This window comes from Schleiferilactobacillus harbinensis DSM 16991 (assembly GCF_000425885.1).
In the GTDB taxonomy this organism is placed as follows: Bacteria; Bacillota; Bacilli; order Lactobacillales; family Lactobacillaceae; genus Schleiferilactobacillus; species Schleiferilactobacillus harbinensis.
Genome location: NZ_AUEH01000006.1, coordinates 54628 through 75051, shown reverse-complemented (window position 1 = coordinate 75051; position 20424 = coordinate 54628). Strand labels below are relative to the sequence as shown.

Below are 20424 nucleotides of genomic sequence, written 5' to 3'. Positions count from 1 at the left end.
TTGTCCATTTTAATACTGCATTAAAGTGAACATATCGTACCCTTTGATCTTGTCCCGGCCATGCAGGTCCGTCAGCTCGATCAAGAAGGCGGTGCCGACAACGATGCCGCCCAGCTCTTCCACCAGTTTGATTGTCGCAGCCAATGTACCGCCGGTGGCCATCAAATCGTCCACGACCAGCACCCGCTGGCCGGGCTTGACGGCGTCCTTGTGCATATATAACGATGCCTGGCCGTATTCCAAATCGTAAGTCACCGATACTGTCGGTTGAGGCAGCTTGCCCTTTTTCCGAGCCGGGGCAAAACCGACCCCCAGCTTATATGCCACCGGACAGCCGACAATGAAGCCCCGGGCTTCCGGGCCGCAGACCATTTCCACATTTTTCGCCCGCGCATAATCCACGATGGCGTTTGTAGCGGCGGCATAAGCCCGGCCATCTTCCATTAACGGGGAAATGTCCCGAAAAATAATCCCTGGTTCCGGGAAGTCCTGCACATTGGCCACGTAGTCTTTAAAATTGATCGACATGTTTTCTCCTACCTTTATTTAATGAAATTGGTCACTGAGCAACGCGCGCACCTTGGCCCAAGAACCGGTTTGCAGAGTCTGCGCAAATTGGATTTGCTGGACCCGGGCTTGGTAATGGGGCGCGGCGGTGAGCGCTTGGGGCGTCAGGTCGGCTTGGAAAGCAATCATATCGCCCGCCATGGCCAGAAAGCCCAAATCGAAGAATACCTGAATAATGAAGCGGAGACTGGGCACATCTAGGCGAACTTGCGCGGCCAGGGCCGGCAAGTCTTTGGGAGCGACCCGCTGCTTGGCTTTGAAGAGGTTGAAGACCTGCCCGAAGACTTTCTTTCCGGGCAAGGCTTCATCCCGCCGAGCTTGGGACGCATAGAAAATGACCCAGACCTGTTCGGGGGTGACGTTTTGCCCCAGGGTTTGCAGCTGGGCGAGATTCGTGGGCGCGTCCACCAGCACTAGCTTAGTGTACTGTCTGATCTGCGGGTCGTCAAACATTATTCGGGGTTGGTCTTGGAGGTAATTAGACAGTCGCTTGGCGTAGGCCTTTTGGAAAAAGACATAGGCGGCATCAAGAGAAAATTGAGAACGTTGCAGTGTATTGGAGCGCCAATCGTTCAGCAAGGGTGTGGCCGTGACCACATCCAGCAGTTGAAACTGCACGGTCGTTTTACCGTTCCAGGTGTTCTGCTGGAGCGTTCCGTACAGGGTAACGTCATCTGCTCCCACCAGACTGGGACCCATAGCGGCCAAATTGAAGCCCACTGTATTGACACTCTGTTTGGTGCCCACGATTTGGCAGCGCAGGTGATCCTTGGTTTGACCCATGGTTTGGACCCCCCGGATCAAGTCTGGCACTACCGCCAGAATCGGCCGCGGATTGGTATTACCGAAGGGGGCCAAAACCGCCAGCTGATCATAAAAGGTCATGGTCAGCTCATCCACCGCTACACTGAGATCGGCCGTCTGGGCCGGTTTGGCCCCAGGCTTGAAGTCTTGGGCCACTGCGGCATCCTCCATCGCCTGGGCGAGCGCCGGGACATTAGCCGCACTCACCGTCAGCCCGACTGCCGCCGCATGGCCGCCGAAAGCGACACAGGCGTCCCGCTGGGGATTCAGTGCTGCGAACAAGTTGTAGTCGCCGGCAGTACGACCGGAACCCTTGTAATCATCCGTGGGCTTCTCGCGACTGAGCACAATGGTCGGCTTACCCGTTGCTTCCGCGACATGGTTGGCGACGATACCCAACACCCCTTCGTGCCACCCTTCTCCGGTGATGACCAAAGTCCGCCGGGCCGCGTGATCCGCGTCTTGCGCTTGGCGCAGCGCGGTATCGGCCATTTGCTTCACCCATGTTTTACGGGTGCTGTTCGTGTCATCCACCTGTTGCGCCAACTGGGCGGCTTCGTCGGGATCGAAGGTGGTCAGCAGCGTCACGCCCACTGTCCCATCATCCACCCGGCCTAGCGCATTGAGGCGCGGCGCCAAAGCAAAGCCGACCGTTTCCTCGTCGATGGTTTCCGGCGCGATTTGGGCGACTTGATACAGCGCCTGTAAGCCCAAGCGATCGGTCTTTTGCAGCTGTTGCAAGCCGTAGGTGGCAATCACCCGGTTTTCGTCCACCAGGGGCATAACGTCGGCAATCGTCCCAATCGCCGCCAGATCCAGCAGGTCAACCGGCACAGTATCCATCAGCGCACTAGCCACTTTAAAGGCCACACCAGCCCCACTGAGCTGACCAAAGGGATACGTGCTGTCCGGATAGCGGGCATGAACGATCGCTGTCGCTTCCGGCAAAGTTTCCGGCAATTCATGGTGGTCTGTGATGATCACGTCAACATTATGATCATTACAGTAAGCCACTTCATCGTGACCGGTCACGCCGTTATCCACAGTGATAATCAGCTGCGTTCCGGTTTCGACCAGATACTTATAAACCGCCAGATTCGGTCCGTACCCGTCGGTGAAGCGATTCGGAATATAGAAATGCACATCCGCCCCAAGATTATCCAGCGTTTCCTGCATGATTGCGGTGCTGGTGATGCCATCGGCGTCATAGTCGCCGTAAATCGTGATCTTTTCCCCTGCCGTAATGGCCTGTTTGATTCGGTCGCAGGCCTTGGTCATATCATGCAGAGCAAACGGGTCGTGCAGATCGGTCAATTGCGGCGCGAGGAAATGCTCGGCCGCTTCTGCCGTCGTGAGGCCCCGAGTGCGCAATAAATGAGCCACAGTCACCGGTTGGCTGATGGCTGCGGCCAGAGTTTGATCTTCTTGAGTGATTGGGTGCGGTGCCGTCCACGTAAAACGATTCAATTCGCGACCTCCATTTTCGTTCGTAACCAAGGCTTCCATTATAGCAAAATTGCGGGCAAACAAAAATCCCTCAAGAAACGAGGGATAGCGAGGCTACGGTGCAAAGACCGCCAACGTTTGCTTGTTAGCCACCGTCGTATTGATCAAATGTCCGCGCACCGCCCAGCGGTTCACGCCGCCGTCCGCACAGGTGATCAACGTGACCATGGCCGTCCCCGCAACGTCATTGATCAGATAGACAGCCGTGGGGTCCACGATTTTCTTCCAGGTGATCTCATAGGTATAAACGTGTTCCAGATCGGTCAGATAGATGCGCTGACCCAGTTGGGTACTTTCTAAAGGAGAAAACAAAATGCCCTTGTTGGTCATGTAGTGCCCGGCCAGGGCGTAATTCCCCTGCCCCATCACTTGATCGGGTTTCATCGTGCCGCCGCCGGTGGACAGCGCCGTGTCGCTGAGGCCTTTGACGATGGGCAGGTGCATGCCCACAGCCGGAATGGCCAGCTTGCCGATCACACTGGCATCGCTTTTCACCGCCGCCTGAACGACTTGTTGGGTATTGATGCTTTTGACTTTGGAAAAATCGAATTCGCCCTTGGCCAATTCATTTTGCTGGATCTGCTGGCGGCTGACGTTCATCTGCCGCTCGGACATCGTACTGACCAACCAGTTCTTGATTGGTTCATTAAAAATAAGCACCAAGCCAATAGCAAAGACCAAACCTAAAAAAATACGCAGTACGAGCCTGCCTGCTTTTTTCATCCCCGGGGCCGCGCTCCTTTCGTCCTATTGTATACAACCATATGCTAGCGAATTGCCGGGCCGCCGTCAATCTTTGTGCCCAAAGCCGGCCAGTGGGCGTGTCAACTACTGCAACCGCTCTTATTAAAATTTTATAAAGCGCCACCAACGCCGACCCAATAAGGTTCCCGACCTGTCAGCAAATATTCAGTAAAAGATATTTAGTAAAATTTACTAAATCCATGGTATACTACATTTGCAGAATAAAGAAAGAGGTGTCCACAATGAATCATTCAGAATTGCTGGAACAATTCCAACAACAGTTTAATACCCCCGCAAAGGCGATGTACTTCGCACCCGGGCGGATCAACTTAATCGGCGAGCATACGGATTACAACGGCGGGCACGTTTTCCCCTGTGCCATTAGCTTAGGCACATACGCCGTTGTCGCGCCCCGGACCGATCACGAATTTCGGCTGTATTCCGCCAACTTTGCGGACAAGGGGATCATTTCTGTTCCCTTGGACGAGTTAGAAAACAAAGCAGGTTACGATTGGGCCAACTTCGTTGTCGGCACCACGAAATTTATGGCGGAATCCGGAACCATTGATCACGGGCTCGACATCTTCTTCTGGGGCAACTTGCCCAACGGTGCGGGTTTGTCCTCCTCCAGTGCACTGGAACTCGTAACGGCTAATTTATTGGCTGACCAGTTCCAGATTACGATGTCTCCGGTGGACATGGCTAAACTGGGCCAACGGGTGGAGAATCAATTCATCGGTGTTAATTCCGGCATCATGGATCAATTTGCCATTGCCATGGGCCGCAAAGACCACGCCATTCTATTGGATACAAATACCATGGAATATGCCTATCAAAAATTAAACTTAGGCGATGCCAAGATCATCATCATGAACACCAACAAGCGGCGGCAATTGTCCGATTCCAAGTACAACGAACGCCGAGCTGAATGTGAAAAGGCCCTGGCCTTGATTCAAAAGGGCGACGACGTGAAGAGTCTCGGTGCCCTGTCCTTGGAAGAGTTCGACGAATACACCTACCTGATCAACGACGGCACACTGATCAAGCGGGCGCGGCACGCGGTGGTTGAAAACCAACGGACCATGGAGGCTGTTGATGCCCTGCAAAACAACGACTTAGCCCAATTCGGCCGGTTGGTCAACGCCTCCCATGTCTCCTTGGAACATGATTATGAGGTGACTGGTATAGAACTGGATACCCTGGTCCATACCGCTTGGCAGCAGTCTGGCGTGATCGGCGCGCGGATGACTGGCGCTGGTTTTGGCGGCTGCGCCATTGCTTTAGTGCATGACGATGCGATCCCGGCCTTCGAAAAAGCTGTTGGCGACACCTACAAAGAGAAGATCGGTTATACGGCCGACTTCTATGTCGCCGAAATTTCCGACGGCCCGCACCGGGTTGAACTGTAACAGCAGGTAACTCCGCAACACGATTTTCCACAACACAACAACACACACAGCACAGATCAATGGAGGTATTTTAATGACAGTATTAGTATTAGGCGGCGCTGGCTACATTGGGTCCCATACGGTAGACCGCTTGGTGGACAAAGGGTACGACGTGGCCGTGGTCGATAATTTAATCACCGGCCACGAAAAGGCGATCAACGCCAAAGCGCGTTTCTATCAAGGCGATGTGCGGGACAAGCTTTTCATGCGCGAAGTCTTCGACAAAGAGAACATTGACAACGTGATCCACTTCGCGGCCTTCTCCATTGTGCCCGAGTCCATGAGCGATCCATTAAAGTACTTTGATAACAACACCTACGGCATGACCGCCCTCTTGGAAGTCATGCGCGATGCCGGCGTGAAACGCATCGTCTTCTCCTCCACCGCGGCCACTTACGGTGAACCCAAGCAAGTGCCAATCAAGGAAACCGATCCGCAGATTCCCACCAACCCATACGGCGAAAGCAAGCTGGCCATGGAAAAGATCATCCACTGGGCCGATGCGGCTTACGGCATCAAGTTCGTCGCGCTGCGCTACTTCAATGTGGCGGGGGCCAAGGATGATGGTTCTATCGGTGAAGACCACCATCCGGAAACCCACCTGATTCCCATCATTCTGCAAGTGGCCAAGGGCCAACGGGATAAGCTGACCATCTTTGGCGGCGACTATCCCACCAAAGACGGCACCAACGTTCGAGATTACGTCCACGTGATGGACCTCGCCGATGCCCATATCTTAGCGATGGAATACTTGAAGCAAGGCAATGACTCCACCGCCTTCAACCTGGGGTCTTCCCACGGCTTTTCGAACAAGGAAATCGTTGACGCTGCGCGTAAAGCCACCGGCAAGCCGATTCCAGCCGAAGTTGGTCCGCGCCGGCCAGGTGATCCGGCGACTCTGGTCGCTTCCAGTGAAAAGGCCAAGAAGATACTGGGCTGGGAGCCGCAATATGATGACATGGAAAAGATCATTGCCACGGCTTGGCACTGGGATCAGACTCATCCCAACGGCTATAACGACCGGCGCTAATCCCTGAGACAGAAAGAAGAGACGGACATTATGGCAAAGACCGCACTTGTGGCGGCATTCGTGAACGCAATCATCGCCGCCAATCCGGAATATGAAGCCGTCGATGATGTTTACCTGAACAATCGGATTCTGGCCCTCGTGGGTGATGACGCGCTGCCGCTGACCACCGTAACGACGAATGTGATTGACTTGAAAAATGAATTAGTCGATCACGCCGTGACCACTGGCGTCATTGATGATTCCCAACCGGACCGGGATATCCTTGGCGACCAGCTGATGGATCTCTACACCCCCACTCCGGGCATAGTGAATCGTGAGTTCTGGAAACAGTATCGCGACTCTCCCGAAGCCGCCACCAACTATTTTCATCACTTATCCGAGGCCAACGACTACATTCAAACCCGCCGGATCGCGAAGAACATTCGTTATCTGACGCCTACGGATTACGGCAAATTGGAAATCACCATTAATTTGTCCAAGCCGGAAAAGGACCCCAAGGCGATTGCGGCCGCGGCGCAGCAGAAAAACACCAACAATTACCCGCAATGCCAGCTCTGCTTACAAAACGAAGGCTACAAGGGCCGGCTGGACTTCCCTGCCCGCAGCAACCACCGGATCATTCGCTTCGATATCAACGGCCACCACTGGGGGTTCCAGTATTCCCCTTACGCCTACTTTAATGAGCACAGCATCTTCTTGGATACGATCCATGAACCGATGCACATTAACCGGCAGACGTTTGTAAATCTGCTGCATATCGTCACGGTATGGCCCCACTACTTTGTCGGCAGCAACGCCGACCTGCCCATCGTCGGCGGCTCAATGCTGAGCCACGAACATTATCAGGGCGGCCGGCACACCTTCCCGATGACGGTGGCGCCGCTGGACAGCACCTTTGCTTGGCCCGCCCACCCGGACGTGACCGCTGGCATCGCCCACTGGCCGATGTCGGACATTCGCCTGACCGCACAAACCGCTGAGGCATTGATTCCAGCTGCCGAAGAAATTCGCGCCGCTTGGCAGAACTATTCCGATGAGGGGCTAGATATTCGGTCCTATACCGAGGGTATTCAGCATCATACGGTGACGCCGATTGCGTCCCGCACCGCGGATGGCGGCTATCAGCTGGATCTGGTGCTGCGGGACAATCAGACCTCTGACCAGTATCCGGACGGCATTTTCCACCCGCATCAGGACGTGCAGCACATCAAGAAAGAAAATATCGGCTTGATCGAAGTGATGGGCTTGGCCGTCTTACCGGCCCGGCTCAAGAGTGAATTGGCCGAAGTGGAGAAATTCCTGCTGGGCCAGAAGAATGCCATGAAAGAGTATCACCGGCCCTGGGCCGAACAACTGGCCAAGGATAATGCCGGGCGCATTTCTGCCGCCTCCGTTGAAGATATCGTCCGCCAGGCGGTGGGCCGCGTCTTCCTGCGGGTGCTGATGGATGCCGGCGTCTACAAACGGGACGCTGCCGGCCAGGCCGGGTTCCGCAAATTTATCACACACGTCACAGAAGCTAACTAGAATGGAGTGACAACCATGGCCACGATCAAAGATATTGCGGATCGGGCCGGTGTCTCCAGTGCCACGGTATCGCGGGTACTGAATTACGATCAATCATTGAACGTTACCGAGGAGACCCGCCGAAAAATCTTCCAAGTGGCTAATGAGTTGCAGTACTCGAAAGCGCACCGGAAGCAGCCGCAGCAAAAACGCATCGCTATTGTCCAATGGGTCGATGAAGCCGACGAATTAAGCGACCTGTACTACCTGTCGATTCGGATGGGCGTCGAAGAAGCGGCGGCGGAGCAAGGATATTCGGTCATCCGCTTATTCCATTCCTTTGGCGCCAGCGAACTGAAGAATGTCGCCGGCATCGTTGCCATCGGCAAGTTCGGCGATCATCAGCTGAAAGAGCTGAAGGCCTACCGCCTGCCCCTGGTGATCATTGACGACGACGTGCTGGAGCGGGACATCAACTGTGTTGTCTCTGACTTCACTAACGCTGTCAATCAGGTGGTGGATTTCTTCATCAGTCACCACATTGAACGCATCGGCATGCTGCGCGGGGTAGAGAAAACCAGTGAGGGCAATGAATGGCCCGATCCCCGCCCCCACGTCTTCACCACCGCACTGAAACGCTTAGATCTGTTCAACCCTGATTGGGTCTTTGAGGGCGCGTTCAATCCAACCTCCGGCGAGGCGATGATGGACGAAGCGTTAGCCAAACTGGATGACCATCTCCCCCAGGCCTTCTTCGCCACCAGCGATGCCCTGGCGATTGGCGCCCTGAAATCGCTGCGCCGGGCCGATATCGCCGTCCCAGACCGGGTCGCGCTGATCGGGTTCAACGACATTTCCATCGCCAAGTATCTGGAGCCGCCGCTGACCACGGTCCACGTGGACACCGAAGCAATGGGCCATCAGGCTTTTTATCGCCTGAGCCAGTTGATTGAAAATGCAGTGCCGGAATTGGCCCAGAAGATCACCATGGCTACCCACCTGATCATCCGGGAATCCACGCCGCAATAAACGGATGCATTATGAGCCGCCGCTTCCTTGCGGCGGTCTTTTTCATGCGTGAAAATCCCCTTGTGCAAAGTGGTCTGGACCAGTAAACTAGTAAAGTTGGCTTTTAATTTTTAACACACAAGGAGAGATTTGCTTCATGAAGAAATTGGCATTGATCGGTATCACATTACTCAGCGCGGTGGCATTAGGCGCCTGCAATTCAGGTACGACCCAGAGCGGGGCCGGCAACATCACCGTCACTTCGGGTTTCAAAGATGATACTGTCAAACGCAGCGGCTATTCAGTGAAAATTGACCAGGCCAAGGTACTCAAGGCGAATAGTAAAGGAAACGAATCGGACCATGCGGTTGTGGCCATTTATTACACACTGAAAAACACCAGTGGTGATACCATCACTCCGGATACCGCATTTAACGACACCTTAACAGTTACTCAAGGCAAGAAGACGCTAGACCCCAACGGTGTCCCGGCGGACAAGTTCTTGACCGTGGCCAGCACGCCAGTGAAGAAGGGCAAGTCCGCCCAGGCGGCTATGAACTTTACTTTGCAGGACAAGAAGACGGCTGTTAAGCTGACGGCCCGGAATGGCGCATTCGGCAAGGTCATTGGTGAAGAAAGTATCGATATTACAAAGTAATTCCTTTTCAGGCCAGTTGGTGACCGCCGACCGGCCCTTTTTTTCTGCCTTAAGGCGGGGCAATCCCGTATAATAGAGGGAGAAAGGAAGCGGGTGCAGATGAGTACGGTAATGATTGGCTTGATGGTCGTTGGGCTGACGATGGCGGTGATCGGTTTATTCTGGCTGATCATCGCGGCAATACGCCGCCGGCAACTGCAGCACCCGGCCCTCGTTTTAGGGGTTGGCTTACTGGTCACCCTGCTCACCTTCACGGGTCTTGGTGCGGTCGTCAGCGGGGACCGCAGTCAATCGGCCGCGGAAAAAACGGCGGCGGAACAAGCTGCCAGTGCCCGCTCTAGTTCAGCGGCGCAGGCCAGCAGCCGAGCGGACGCGCAAGCGGCCAGTCAAAGCAGTCGGGCAGCCTCAGAATCGGCCGCTTCCCAATCAGACGATGCCGCCCGGTCGGCATCGTCTGTCCAAGAGGCGTCCCGGGCCAGCGCCGCGGCGGCATCGCGCTCAGCATCATCAGCTCGCGAAGCGGCCCAGTCCGCCAGTGCTGCTTCAGCGTCTCAGGCGGCCGCCTCAGCACAGTCATCCTCTGAGGCAGCTGCCAGTAGTCAGTCATCCGCCTCTTCGGCCTCAGCCGTGGTCGGAGACTCCAGTAATCATACGTACTATCCGGCTAACGCCGTACCCAGTGATGTGCCGGCTGATGCCCGGGTCAATTTCACCGATAGTCAAACCGCCGAGCGTGCCGGATACACCTCGGCGGAGTAATTATTTCATCACGTGTGTTGTGCTTCCTTCAGCGTTCCCGGTCGCCAACACATTTTGTTTTGCCATTATTCAGGAAAGCTGGAAAAGTAAATGGATTTTTCACTCATCGCGCGGCTCGCCGCAGAGTTTATTGGTACTGCCATTATGATCATTCTCGGTAACGGGGCTGTTGCCAACGTCGACCTCAAGGGCACCAAGGGCAATGGATCCGATTGGATGCTGATTGCCGTCGGCTACGGGGCCGGGGTGATGATTCCCGCCCTGCTCTTCGGGAGCATCTCAGGCAACCACATCAACCCGGCGTTCACCATTGGGCTGGCCACCGCCGGGCTTTTTCCCTGGGCTGAAGTGGCCCCGTATATTGCGGCCCAAATGCTCGGGGCCATTGCTGGCCAACTGGTGGTCATTGCCGCTTACAAGCCCCACTATGACTTGACTACGGAGTCAAACAAGATTCTTGGCACGTTTTCCACGATTGATGCTACCGGCAGTCATTTGAATGGGTTCATCAATGAATTTATCGGTTCATTTATTCTTTTTTTTTCCGCCCTTGGAATCACCAGGGCCCCTTTCTTCCATAATAATTTGGGCACAGCCCATCTGGCTTTGGGTTTCTTAGTCGGTACGCTCGTCGCTTCCCTAGGCGGCCCGACCGGCCCGGCCTTGAACCCGGCCCGGGATTTGGGCCCGCGGTTAGTTCATGCGTTGTTTCCGTTGAAAAACAAGGGCGACTCCCAATGGGAGTATGCATGGATTCCGGTGGTTGCACCGTTTCTGGCTGGGATTACCGCTGTTGGATTGTATAAAGTCATTTTTATGTAAGAAAACCAAAACAGGTATGCCGCAGCTTCAATTGAAGCCGCGGCATACCTGTTTTTAACATGCTATTTCCAGAATCCCGGCAGTTTCCCACTGCGCTTGCGCGGTGGGTCATGGATCAGCCAGATGACAAAGCGAAGTCCGCCCAGGATAACGATTGCGAGCAAATTAAACCAAGGGTGACGATACATGGCATAAGCCACAAAGAAGAAACCAAAGCCGAAAAACGCCGCAATATAGAGGGCAGCGAGAATGTGATACGTACGTTGTTTGTGTTCGGCCATCAGCTCAGCTCCCAGCCTATCTGTCGTGCGTCTCGTCTTCGTTGGTCTTCAACACCGCCATGAATGCTTCCTGCGGAATTTCGACATTTCCCACAGCCTTCATCCGCTTCTTCCCAGCTTTCTGTTTCTCCAGCAGCTTCCGCTTCCGCGTGATATCGCCGCCGTAACACTTGGCCAGCACGTTCTTCCGATACGCCTTCACGGTCGTTCGGGCGATAATCTTATTGCCGATGGCCGCTTGGATGGGAATCTCGAACTGCTGCCGAGGAATGGTCGTCTTCAGCTGGGCGGTAATATCCCGACCGCGCTGATAGGCGAAATCTTTGTGCACGATGAAGCTCAGAGCATCGACGGGTTCGCCGTTGATCAGAATATCCATCTTCACCAGATCACTGGCGCGATAGCCGATCAAATCATAATCCAGGGAAGCATAGCCCTTCGTACTGGACTTCAGTTCGTCGAAGAAATCGTAAATGATTTCAGACAAGGGCATCTCGTACACAATGCTCACCCGGTACTTATCCAGGTAATTCATCGTCACATACTCGCCCCGCTTGCGCTGGCACAATTCCATGACCGCCCCGATATAGTCGCTGAGCACCATGATCTCGGCCTTCACGTAGGGTTCTTGAATCTCCTTGATCGTAGTGGGATCCGGCATATCCGCCGGATTGTCCACCACGTGGGTGTCGCCGTCGGTGGTGATGACGTGGTAGTCCACACTTGGGGCAGTCATGATCAAATCCAGATCATACTCCCGCTCCAACCGTTCCTGGACCACGTCCATATGCAGCAAACCGAGGAAACCGCAACGGAAACCAAAGCCCAGCGCTTGAGAAGTTTCAGGGGTGAATTCCAAAGCAGCATCGTTCAGCTGAAGTTTCTCCAAGGCCTCCCGCAATTCGCCGTACTTGGCGTTCTCCACCGGATACATCCCAGAATACACCATCGGCTGAATCTGGCGGTAACCCTGCAAAGGCTTGGCGACCGGATGGACGGCGGACGTCACCGTATCACCGACCCGGGTGTCTTGAACGGTCTTAATTGATGCCGCTAAATAGCCGACATCTCCCGCCATCAGCATTTCCCGGGGCTGGGCATCCGGAGACATCACGCCGACTTCAGTCACTTCGTATGTTTTGCCGGTGCTCATCAATTCGATTTGGTCGCCAACTTTAACGGTGCCATCAAATAAACGGACACTGAGCACTGCGCCGCGATAGTTGTCGTATTTAGAGTCAAAAATCAACGCCTTCAAGGGGGCCTCTACGTCGCCTGTTGGCGCGGGCACATCATGGACGATCCGTTCCAACAGTTCGGGAATCCCAACGCCCTCTTTAGCGCTGGCGAGCACGGCATTGGAGGCATCGATGCCGATCATGTCTTCAATTTCCTGCTTCACCACGTCCGGCTGAGCACTGGGCAGATCAATCTTATTAATCACCGGAATGATCTCCAGGTCGTTGTCCAGAGCCAGATAAACGTTGGCCAATGTCTGCGCCTGGACGCCCTGGGCCGCATCCACGACCAGAATCGCCCCTTCACAGGCGGCCAGGGAGCGGGAGACTTCATAGGAGAAGTCCACGTGTCCCGGCGTGTCGATCAGGTGAAAAATATACGTCTCGCCATCTTTGGCGTGGTAGTGCAATTCAACTGCGTTCAACTTGATGGTAATGCCCCGTTCGCGTTCCAAGGGCATCGTGTCCAGCAATTGGTTGGTCATATCCCGTTCGGCCACCGTATGGGTGAGTTCGAGGATACGATCTGCAATGGTGGACTTGCCGTGGTCAATATGGGCCACGATGGAAAAATTCCGAATGTGTTTTTGCCGGTCGATCATTTGCTGCTGATCCATCTTGAGCCTACTTTCCGTTGGTTTCAGTATGGCCCATTATACCATAGGTTCAGTGCCGATGAGGCGTGGTCAGTGCATGCCGGGTATGGCTCCAGGTCTGCTGATTGGGGAAGGTCGCCAACCCGACAAGTTGATCAGCCAAATAAGTCAGCGAGAACCAATAGAACGCCACCAACGCCTTGGGCAGCTGAGCCAACCGATGGGGGGCATCGTACCAGTATCCCGCAATCATCGGTAGGAATCCCTCCAGAAGGATCGCCCAATTGATCAGTGTCATCGGTACGAAGTAACTGCGTTCCACATCTGCCAGCCACATCGGATATGCCCCGCCTTGCGGAACGACCCAACTGATCCCCCACCCCAGGACAAAGATCAAGGCCAAGAGATACTGGATGTTTTGCCGCATGGAGAACAGATAATTAATCTGATCAAGATAGCGCACGTCCCCTGACTTAAAGAAATGGGCCAGCAGCGGCCCGACATTATGGAAGGCAGTGTACCAATGGCCGCGGCTCCAGCGGTAACGTTGGACCATGCTGGCCCGCAGATGTTCCGGCTTTTCGTCATAAATCCGCGTCCAGTGATTCCAGCCAACGCTGCCGCCGCTTTCCACGATACGGATCTCCATCTCCAGATCCTCGGTTAAACTGCGGGACTGAAAGCCGTCATGGGCCACCAACCAGTCCACATTGACCGCAAAACCGGTGCCGCCGATACTGTTATCAAGCCCCAGCCGATACTTGCTCAATTGAAAGAAGCGATTCATGGTCCAATAACTCATCGCGTAACCCAAGGATAACAGCCGATCATCGTTCTTGCTGTCCAGATAAGCCTGAATAGCCGTATACGGCTTTGCCATAAACTGGCTGTTCAGTTCCCGTAAGATTGACGGATCGGCGAAATTGTCCGCATCGAGCACCAGCACATAATCCGCTGCCCGCAGCTGACCAGTATTTGCTAAGGTATCCAGTCCATATTGCAAGGCGGCCGGCTTACCGACCCCGACCCGCCGGAAAAGACGGCGATTGGTATCAATCACCTGAGCCCCAAATTGGCGGGCGATGGCCGCGGTTTCGTCGGTGGATTGATCGCTGATTACCACGATGCGGTACAACGCCCGGGGATAATCGATTTGTTTCAGATTGGCCAGAGTCGCGCCGAGAACCGTCTCTTCGTTGTGCGCCGGGATCAAAACAAGAAAACGGCTCCGGGGCGCCGCCAACGGGTAATCCCGCCGGGCACGGCCGAAACCGAAAATCGTCAGAAAGATGTAATACATCGTGAGCAGCAAGACCCAGGTACTGATGCTGATCACTAACAGAAACAGGAACCAGCCGAAATGCTGAATGAACGGTGCAAAAGAATCGGCGATACTTGCTAAAATCGCAATCGGGCCGCCAATTACCACCAGCAGGTAAATCGCCAGTGCACCAAAATCTAATCGTGACCAATGTTTGATCATAAACAATCCCCTCACTTCAAAGAATGGTGAGGGGCAATTTATTCTATACTGCCAAACCGGTGGCTACATTATCACTGCAAACCGAACCGGATGCAACAATTATGTCTCGGCTGAATTATTGGTTGGCTACCGTGAACCGGGTATTGCGGTGAGCCGGTTTTTCAATTTCATTCAAAACCGTGACGGCCATTGTCCCACTGGTTGTTTCTGACTTGCCAGCCGCATTATGCAGCAGGGTATCCGTACCCAGAAGGGCCTCAGTGGCAGGTCCAGCATTGAATGTCTGACTGGGGGAAATACCGACCCAGTCCACATTAGTAACGGTCTCTAAGAATTGCAGTTCAATATACTGATTTCCAGGAATCGCGATGAAAGACTCGCTTTGCGGGAGTTTGCGCAAGTCTTCGACCAACAAGTGCCGATCAGTGCCGGTTTGGAGCGACCCGGCGCCGAGAATGAAGACCAGTCGCGGCTTAGTCGTTTCCCGGAACATCGCCACGAGGCGGGTTGCCAAATCAACATGCCGGTATGCATGGGCTGGATCAGTCGCGAAAGCATCCACGGTGACATCTGCCCCGGCAAAAGTCGTTTCTGGTAAAGCGAAGACATCCGCGGCCACCGTCTTTAAATCTGGGTTGGCCGCCGCTAATTGCGCCAGCTCCTTGGCCGACCGGGCGATGCCCGTGACCGTGTGGCCCCGTTTAATTGCTTCTTGAACAATTGCCGACCCGGCCATACCAGTAGCTCCAATCACAATAATTTCCATCAAATCATCCTTTCGCTTCTTTTCTGAAAAACAATACTCTGACTAATAAAATCAGAGCAATCAAGAGCAAGACGACGACAAACAGCAAGGCGTGCTGGGCACCATTGGCGGTCCCAACTGCTCGGGAAACATGGGGTGCCGCCTGACCCAGAGCAACGATGGCGGCGACAATGGCTGTGCCGATTGCGCCGGAGATCTGCTGGACCGTGGTCATGATCGCATTGCCGTCGCTCTTTGTCAGTCCGCTTAGATAAGACAGCCCTTCCGTCATCAGATTACCAAAGGACAAGCCCAGGCTAAGCATATAGACCGTATACAGAACGGCAATCGCCCAATTACTCAGACTCTGAGCAAAGACCATCAAGGTCATGTTCGCCCCAAGGGCCAGAATGATTCCCAGCAGTAGTGGCGGCTTGGCCCCCCAATTATCGTAGATCCGCCCGCCAAAGGGTGACATCGCCGCGCCCAGCAAGGCACCGGGCAGGACCAGCAGACCAGCCAAGTTAGCGCTGGCGCCGTTCACCAGTTGAATATAATTCGGCACGATGAAGGATAAGCCGATGGTCGCGATCTGGAAAGCAAACAAGGCGAAGGTCAGGGAAGAAAAACCGCTGTTTTTTAACACCGAAAAATTGATGATCGGTGTCACTTGCCGCGACCGCCAACCCAGAAGAATAAAGGCCACCACCGCCAGAAGAAGCATGCCGCCAAGGGTCAAGCTTAAGAAAGCCCGGCTGCCGAGATTGGAGAAGCCCAGAATCATGGCCACAAAGGCCACAGCTAAAAACAACACACTGAGCCAATCCAGGCTGGCCGCTTGAGTGGGATGCTTTTGGCGAATCGTCATGATGCCCAAGATCAGCGACGCAATCAATAGCGGCAGCAAGAACACGAAGATGTGGCGCCAGCCCAAAGTATCGACAACGAACCCGCCAAAGGTGGGCCCGATGGCTGGACCAACGGCAGTAATCAAGGTGCCGACCCCCATCATCAAGCCCAGCTTAGCCATCGGCACCTGATCGATGATGATGTTGAACATCAACGGCAGCGCGATCCCGGTCCCAAGACCTTGAATCCCCCGCCCTAATAATAATACCGCGAAGGACGGCGCCAGCGCATCCGTCAGCACGCCGATGATGAACAGGCTGTTGGCGGTGATAAACAGCGCCTTCGTCGTGAAGCGGCGCTTCAGATAGGCTGATAGCGGCACGATGATGGCGACCACCAGCAGGTACAGTGTCGTCATCCATTGGACAGTGCTGGTGCCAATGCCAAACTGGCGCATCAGCGTCGGGAATGTAATGTTCATCGCCGTCTCCACGATCGTACCACACAAGGACATCACCCCGGTAGCAACAATCGCTCCCAGCACGTAGCCGGGAATCCGGTCATTTTTTTTCAGTCAAAATTTTCCTCCTTATTCAATTCAGCAATGTGTTGCAGAAAATGGGTAATTACCCTGACTTCGGCAGCAGAATAGCCAGCGGTAATTTTTGTATCCGATGCTTCGATATAGTCCCGCACCAGCTGGACCTGATCCTGGGCAGCGGCGGTCAGCAGCACTTCCTTTTGCCGGGCGTCTTGGGCCGCACTCTGGCGCGTAATCAATCCCTTGGTCTCCATAGTTTGCAAAACCTGTGTGGCGGTGGAACGTTTGATTTGAAACTCCTGTTCAATGTCCCGTTGCAGGACGACCTGACCGGCAGTGGTTCGGCGGTACAAAAAATCCAGAAAAGACATCTGGGTCCCCGTCAAACCATGCTGTCGGGCATACTGATCCAGCCCCCAAGACAACCGATTACTGGCAATCTTCAATAACCGTCCGATTTCTGGTGTCATCTTTCTTCCTCCATATCGTTAGGATACTAACGTATTATACAACCATTTTCAGAAAATAAAAAGCCCCCTGACTAAAAAGTCAGAGAGCTTGGTTATATGCTGTCGCCACGACGGGGTGTAAACGGATTCCGCCCCCCAGACTGCTCGTGCTAAGCCGTCGGGTCTGACGGGACACGCCACCCGTTGCTACTCTTCGCCGCGCAGTTTATCCCGCATCTTTTCAAACAAATTCTTTTCCTGCGGTTTGATCTTATCCCCCCCGGCAGCAGAGAAGGCTTCCAGCGCCTCGCGCTGCTTGGGGTTCATGTTTTTCGGCGTAATCACTTGCACGCGAACGTGCTCGTCGCCATTACCGCTGCCCTGCAACTTGGGCACGCCCTTGCCGCGCAGGCGGAAGTTAGTACCGGATTGGGTGCCAGCTGGCACCTTCAGCGTTACCGGACCATGGACGGTGTCCACGTTGATCTCGTCACCCAATGCCGCTTGGGCAAAGGTGATGGGTACGGTGACATAGATTTCAAAGCCGTCTCGTTCAAACTCCTTCGACGGCTGCACACGGAAAACCACGTACAAGTCGCCATAGGGGCCACCGTTTTCACCAGCATCGCCCTGACCGTCCAGACGCATCTGCTGGCCATCATCGACCCCCGCAGGGACCTTAACTTTCAGCGTGTGCTTCTCTTGGACATGGCCGCTGCCGTTGCACGTCGGGCACTTGTCTTTGATTTCCTTACCAGTGCCGTGGCAGACATCGCAGACTTCCCGGGTGCGCATAATGCCGATCGGGGTCTGGCGTTGAATTTCAATGTAGCCTGACCCATGGCACTTATGGCAGGTGACCGGACTCGTTCCCGGTGCGGCGCCCGACCCATGACAGGTCTGACAGGTCGCGGTGCGGTCATATTGGATCTCCGTATCCGTACCAAAGATGGCGTCTTTGAAACTTAGATCCATCCGATACTGCAAATCTTGTCCTTGCCGGGGTGCCGTCGCATTTTGCGTGGTCGCGCCGCCGCCGAAGAACTGGGAGAAGATGTCGTCGAAACCGCCAAAACCACCGGCTCCGCCAGCATTGCCAAAGCCGCCGAACCCGCCAGCGTTGCCAAAACCGCCAGCCCCGGCACCGGCCCCATTCATGCCGGCTTGCCCGTACTGATCATATTGGGCCCGCTTTTGCGGATCGCTTAAGACCTCATAGGCTTCGTTGATTTCCTTGAATTTCTGTTCCGCATCCGGGGCTTTGTTAACGTCGGGGTGCCACTTTTTCGACAATTCGCGATAAGCATGTTTGATGTCGTCATCGCTTGCGTCTCGGCTGACTCCTAACACTTCATAGTAGTCACGTTTCGCCATCTGGCGTCCTCCTTGATATCGTGCAAATTTAATACAGACTGTCACTAATATACCATAGGTGCTAAAACAACAAAAGCCTGCCCGCAGGCAAGCCTTTGCATGTTTCAGTTGTTTAATTCAGATTACTTGTCGTCGTTGTGGACTTCGGAGAAGTCGCCGTCAACCGTATCACTGTTGCCGCCGTCCTTGCCCTTATCACCGCCGTCTTGATTGCCGTCAGCGGAGCCAGAACCATCAGTAGCACCAGACTTTTGCTGCTCTTGCTGGGCTTGTTGATACAGCTTCACGGTCAGGTCTTGCACGATCTTGTTCAAGTCGTCCCGCTTCGTCTTCATGTCCTCTAAGTCGTTGGCTTGCTGCGCTTTCTTCAACGCATCTTCGGCATCTTGGGCCTTCTTGATTTCGTCGTCAGAAACCTTGCCCTTGAGTTCCTTCAACGTTTTATCGGTCTGGAAGATCAGCTGATCGACATCGTTCTTCAGGTCAGCCTCTTCCTTCCGCTTCTTATCGGCGTCTTCGTTCTCTTTGGCTTCAGCCATCATCTTCTTGATTTCTTCATCAGACAGACCTGACGAACTCTGGATGGTGATCTTCTGGGACTTGCCAGTGCCCAGATCCTTGGCCGACACGTTCACAATGCCGTTCTTATCAATATCGAACGTCACTTGAATCTGCGGAATGCCGCGGGGTGCCGGCGGAATGTCCGCCAACTGGAAGCGGCCGAGGGTCTTGTCGTCCGCCGCCATGGGCCGTTCACCTTGCAGTACGTGAATATCAACAGCCGGTTGATTGTCCGCGGCTGTGGAGAACGTTTGCGACTTGGATGTCGGAATCGTCGTATTGCGGTCGATCAGCTTCGTGAACACGCCGCCCATGGTTTCAATACCCAAGGACAGCGGCGTAACATCCAGCAGGACAACATCGTGGACATCACCCGTGATGACCCCGCCTTGGATGGCGGCGCCCAGAGCAACGGCTTCGTCCGGGTTGATGGAGTGGTCAGGTTCCTTACCAGACCACTTCTTGACAGCATCTTGCACGGCCGGTGTCCGAGTGGAGCCGCCGTTCAAGATCACCTTATCAATATCGTCATAAGTCAACTTGGCATCGCGCAAGGCATTGTCCATCGGGATCTTTGTCTTTTCAACCAAATCCGAAGTCAATTCATCGAACTTCGCCCGGGTCAATTGCTTCTCCAAGTGCAGCGGGCCGTTGGGGCCGGCGGAAATGAACGGCAGAGAAATGGAGGTGCTGGTAACGCCAGACAGATCCTTCTTCGCCTTTTCAGCCGCGTCCTTTAACCGCTGCAAAGCCATCTTATCTTTGCTCAGGTCAACGCCGTTCTCAGCCTTGAAGTCCTTGACCAGCCAGTCCATGATGCGCCGGTCAAAGTCATCGCCGCCCAGGTGGGTATCACCGTTCGTGGACAGGACTTGGAAGACACCGTCGCCTAATTCCAGGATGGAGACATCGAACGTGCCGCCGCCCAGATCATAGACCAGGATCTTCTCGTCTTTCTTCTCGTCCTTGTCGACCCCATAAGCCAAAGCGGAAGCGGTCGGTTCGTTGATGATCCGATCGACTTTCAACCCGGCAATCGTCCCGGCATCCTTGGTGGCCTGCCGTTGGGAATCATTGAAGTATGCCGGCACGGTAATCACAGCATCCTTCACTTCTTCACCTAAGTAATCTTGGGCGAAGTTCTTGATGTATTGCAGGATCATCGCAGAGATTTCTTGGGGCTTATACGTCTTATCGCCGACTTTAACGGTGTAATTCGGATCACCCATGTGGCGCTTGATCGAAGAAATTGTGTCCGGGTTCGTGATTGCTTGCCGTTTTGCGACTTCCCCGACTTGGATCTCGCCATCCTTGAAGGCGACAACGGACGGTGTGGTCCGGTTGCCTTCTGGGTTAGCGATGATTTTTGGCTTGCCGCCTTCCAAAACAGCGACTGCGGAGTTGGTGGTGCCTAAGTCGATACCAATGACTTTTGCCATACTCAAATTACCTCAC

General features: G+C 54.4%; 18 protein-coding genes. 7 read left to right on the top strand and 11 right to left on the bottom strand.

Annotated elements, in window-relative coordinates; translation table 11 throughout:
* Positions 1-9 precede the first annotated feature (9 nt).
* The 3 genes from H627_RS0103015 to H627_RS0103005 all read right to left on the bottom strand — a co-directional run bounded on the left by H627_RS0103015 (position 10) and on the right by H627_RS0103005 (position 3600).
* Positions 10-528, bottom strand: coding sequence for an adenine phosphoribosyltransferase (locus H627_RS0103015; protein WP_027827743.1), 519 nt, complete (start codon positions 526-528; stop codon positions 10-12).
* Between the two features lie 18 nt (positions 529-546).
* Positions 547-2838 carry a single-stranded-DNA-specific exonuclease RecJ gene (recJ, locus tag H627_RS0103010; RefSeq protein WP_027827742.1) on the bottom strand — a complete coding sequence of 764 codons (2292 nt, stop codon included), beginning with the start codon at positions 2836-2838 and terminating at the stop codon, positions 547-549.
* Positions 2839-2931: 93 nt separating this feature from the next.
* Positions 2932-3600 (bottom strand): class A sortase, encoded by a 669-nt coding sequence (locus tag H627_RS0103005; protein WP_027827741.1) that lies wholly within the window; start codon positions 3598-3600, stop codon positions 2932-2934.
* 263 nt (positions 3601-3863) lie between these two features.
* On the opposite strand from H627_RS0103005, the gene H627_RS0103000 reads away from it, so the two are divergent.
* The 7 genes from H627_RS0103000 (at position 3864) to H627_RS0102970 (ending at position 10852) form a co-directional block, all read left to right on the top strand.
* Entirely contained in the window at positions 3864-5030 is a 1167-nt protein-coding gene (locus tag H627_RS0103000) for a galactokinase (protein ID WP_027827740.1), read from the top strand.
* A gap of 73 nt (positions 5031-5103) precedes the next feature.
* Complete coding sequence (gene galE, locus H627_RS0102995) at positions 5104-6099, top strand: UDP-glucose 4-epimerase GalE (protein ID WP_027827739.1); 996 nt, start codon at positions 5104-5106, stop codon at positions 6097-6099.
* A gap of 30 nt (positions 6100-6129) precedes the next feature.
* Positions 6130-7626: a UDP-glucose--hexose-1-phosphate uridylyltransferase gene (galT, locus tag H627_RS0102990; RefSeq protein ID WP_027827738.1), complete on the top strand. Its 1497-nt coding sequence runs from the start codon at positions 6130-6132 to the stop codon at positions 7624-7626.
* 15 nt (positions 7627-7641) lie between these two features.
* Positions 7642-8634: a LacI family DNA-binding transcriptional regulator gene (locus H627_RS0102985; RefSeq protein WP_027827737.1), complete on the top strand. Its 993-nt coding sequence runs from the start codon at positions 7642-7644 to the stop codon at positions 8632-8634.
* Between the two features lie 136 nt (positions 8635-8770).
* Positions 8771-9271: a DUF5067 domain-containing protein gene (locus tag H627_RS0102980; RefSeq protein ID WP_027827736.1), complete on the top strand. Its 501-nt coding sequence runs from the start codon at positions 8771-8773 to the stop codon at positions 9269-9271.
* A 99-nt stretch (positions 9272-9370) separates the two neighbouring features.
* Positions 9371-10030 carry a hypothetical protein gene (locus tag H627_RS19045; RefSeq protein WP_027827735.1) on the top strand — a complete coding sequence of 220 codons (660 nt, stop codon included), beginning with the start codon at positions 9371-9373 and terminating at the stop codon, positions 10028-10030.
* 90 nt (positions 10031-10120) lie between these two features.
* The gene (locus tag H627_RS0102970) at positions 10121-10852 is read left to right on the top strand and encodes an MIP/aquaporin family protein (protein WP_027827734.1); all 732 of its coding nucleotides are present in this window, start codon (positions 10121-10123) and stop codon (positions 10850-10852) included.
* Between the two features lie 62 nt (positions 10853-10914).
* Here the strand turns inward: H627_RS0102970 and H627_RS0102965 are convergent, their stop codons facing one another.
* From H627_RS0102965 to dnaK, 8 genes are all read right to left on the bottom strand, one after another.
* Complete coding sequence (locus H627_RS0102965; protein ID WP_027827733.1) at positions 10915-11133, bottom strand: hypothetical protein; 219 nt, start codon at positions 11131-11133, stop codon at positions 10915-10917.
* 16 nt (positions 11134-11149) lie between these two features.
* Positions 11150-12988, bottom strand: coding sequence for a translation elongation factor 4 (gene lepA / locus H627_RS0102960; RefSeq protein WP_027827732.1), 1839 nt, complete (start codon positions 12986-12988; stop codon positions 11150-11152).
* Between the two features lie 49 nt (positions 12989-13037).
* Positions 13038-14450 (bottom strand): glycosyltransferase family 2 protein, encoded by a 1413-nt coding sequence (locus tag H627_RS0102955; protein WP_051225122.1) that lies wholly within the window; start codon positions 14448-14450, stop codon positions 13038-13040.
* Between the two features lie 115 nt (positions 14451-14565).
* Complete coding sequence (locus tag H627_RS0102950) at positions 14566-15216, bottom strand: NAD(P)-dependent oxidoreductase (RefSeq protein WP_027827730.1); 651 nt, start codon at positions 15214-15216, stop codon at positions 14566-14568.
* Positions 15217-15220: 4 nt separating this feature from the next.
* Positions 15221-16618, bottom strand: a complete 1398-nt coding sequence (locus H627_RS0102945; protein WP_027827729.1) for an MFS transporter — start codon at positions 16616-16618, stop codon at positions 15221-15223.
* Positions 16615-17055: a MarR family winged helix-turn-helix transcriptional regulator gene (locus H627_RS0102940; protein WP_027827728.1), complete on the bottom strand. Its 441-nt coding sequence runs from the start codon at positions 17053-17055 to the stop codon at positions 16615-16617. Before H627_RS0102940 ends, H627_RS0102945 begins: the two co-directional genes overlap by 4 nt.
* Before the next feature lie 186 nt (positions 17056-17241).
* Entirely contained in the window at positions 17242-18408 is a 1167-nt protein-coding gene (gene dnaJ, locus H627_RS0102935) for a molecular chaperone DnaJ (protein WP_027827727.1), read from the bottom strand.
* 122 nt (positions 18409-18530) lie between these two features.
* Positions 18531-20408 (bottom strand): molecular chaperone DnaK, encoded by a 1878-nt coding sequence (dnaK, locus tag H627_RS0102930; protein ID WP_027827726.1) that lies wholly within the window; start codon positions 20406-20408, stop codon positions 18531-18533.
* Positions 20409-20424: the final 16 nt, after the last annotated feature.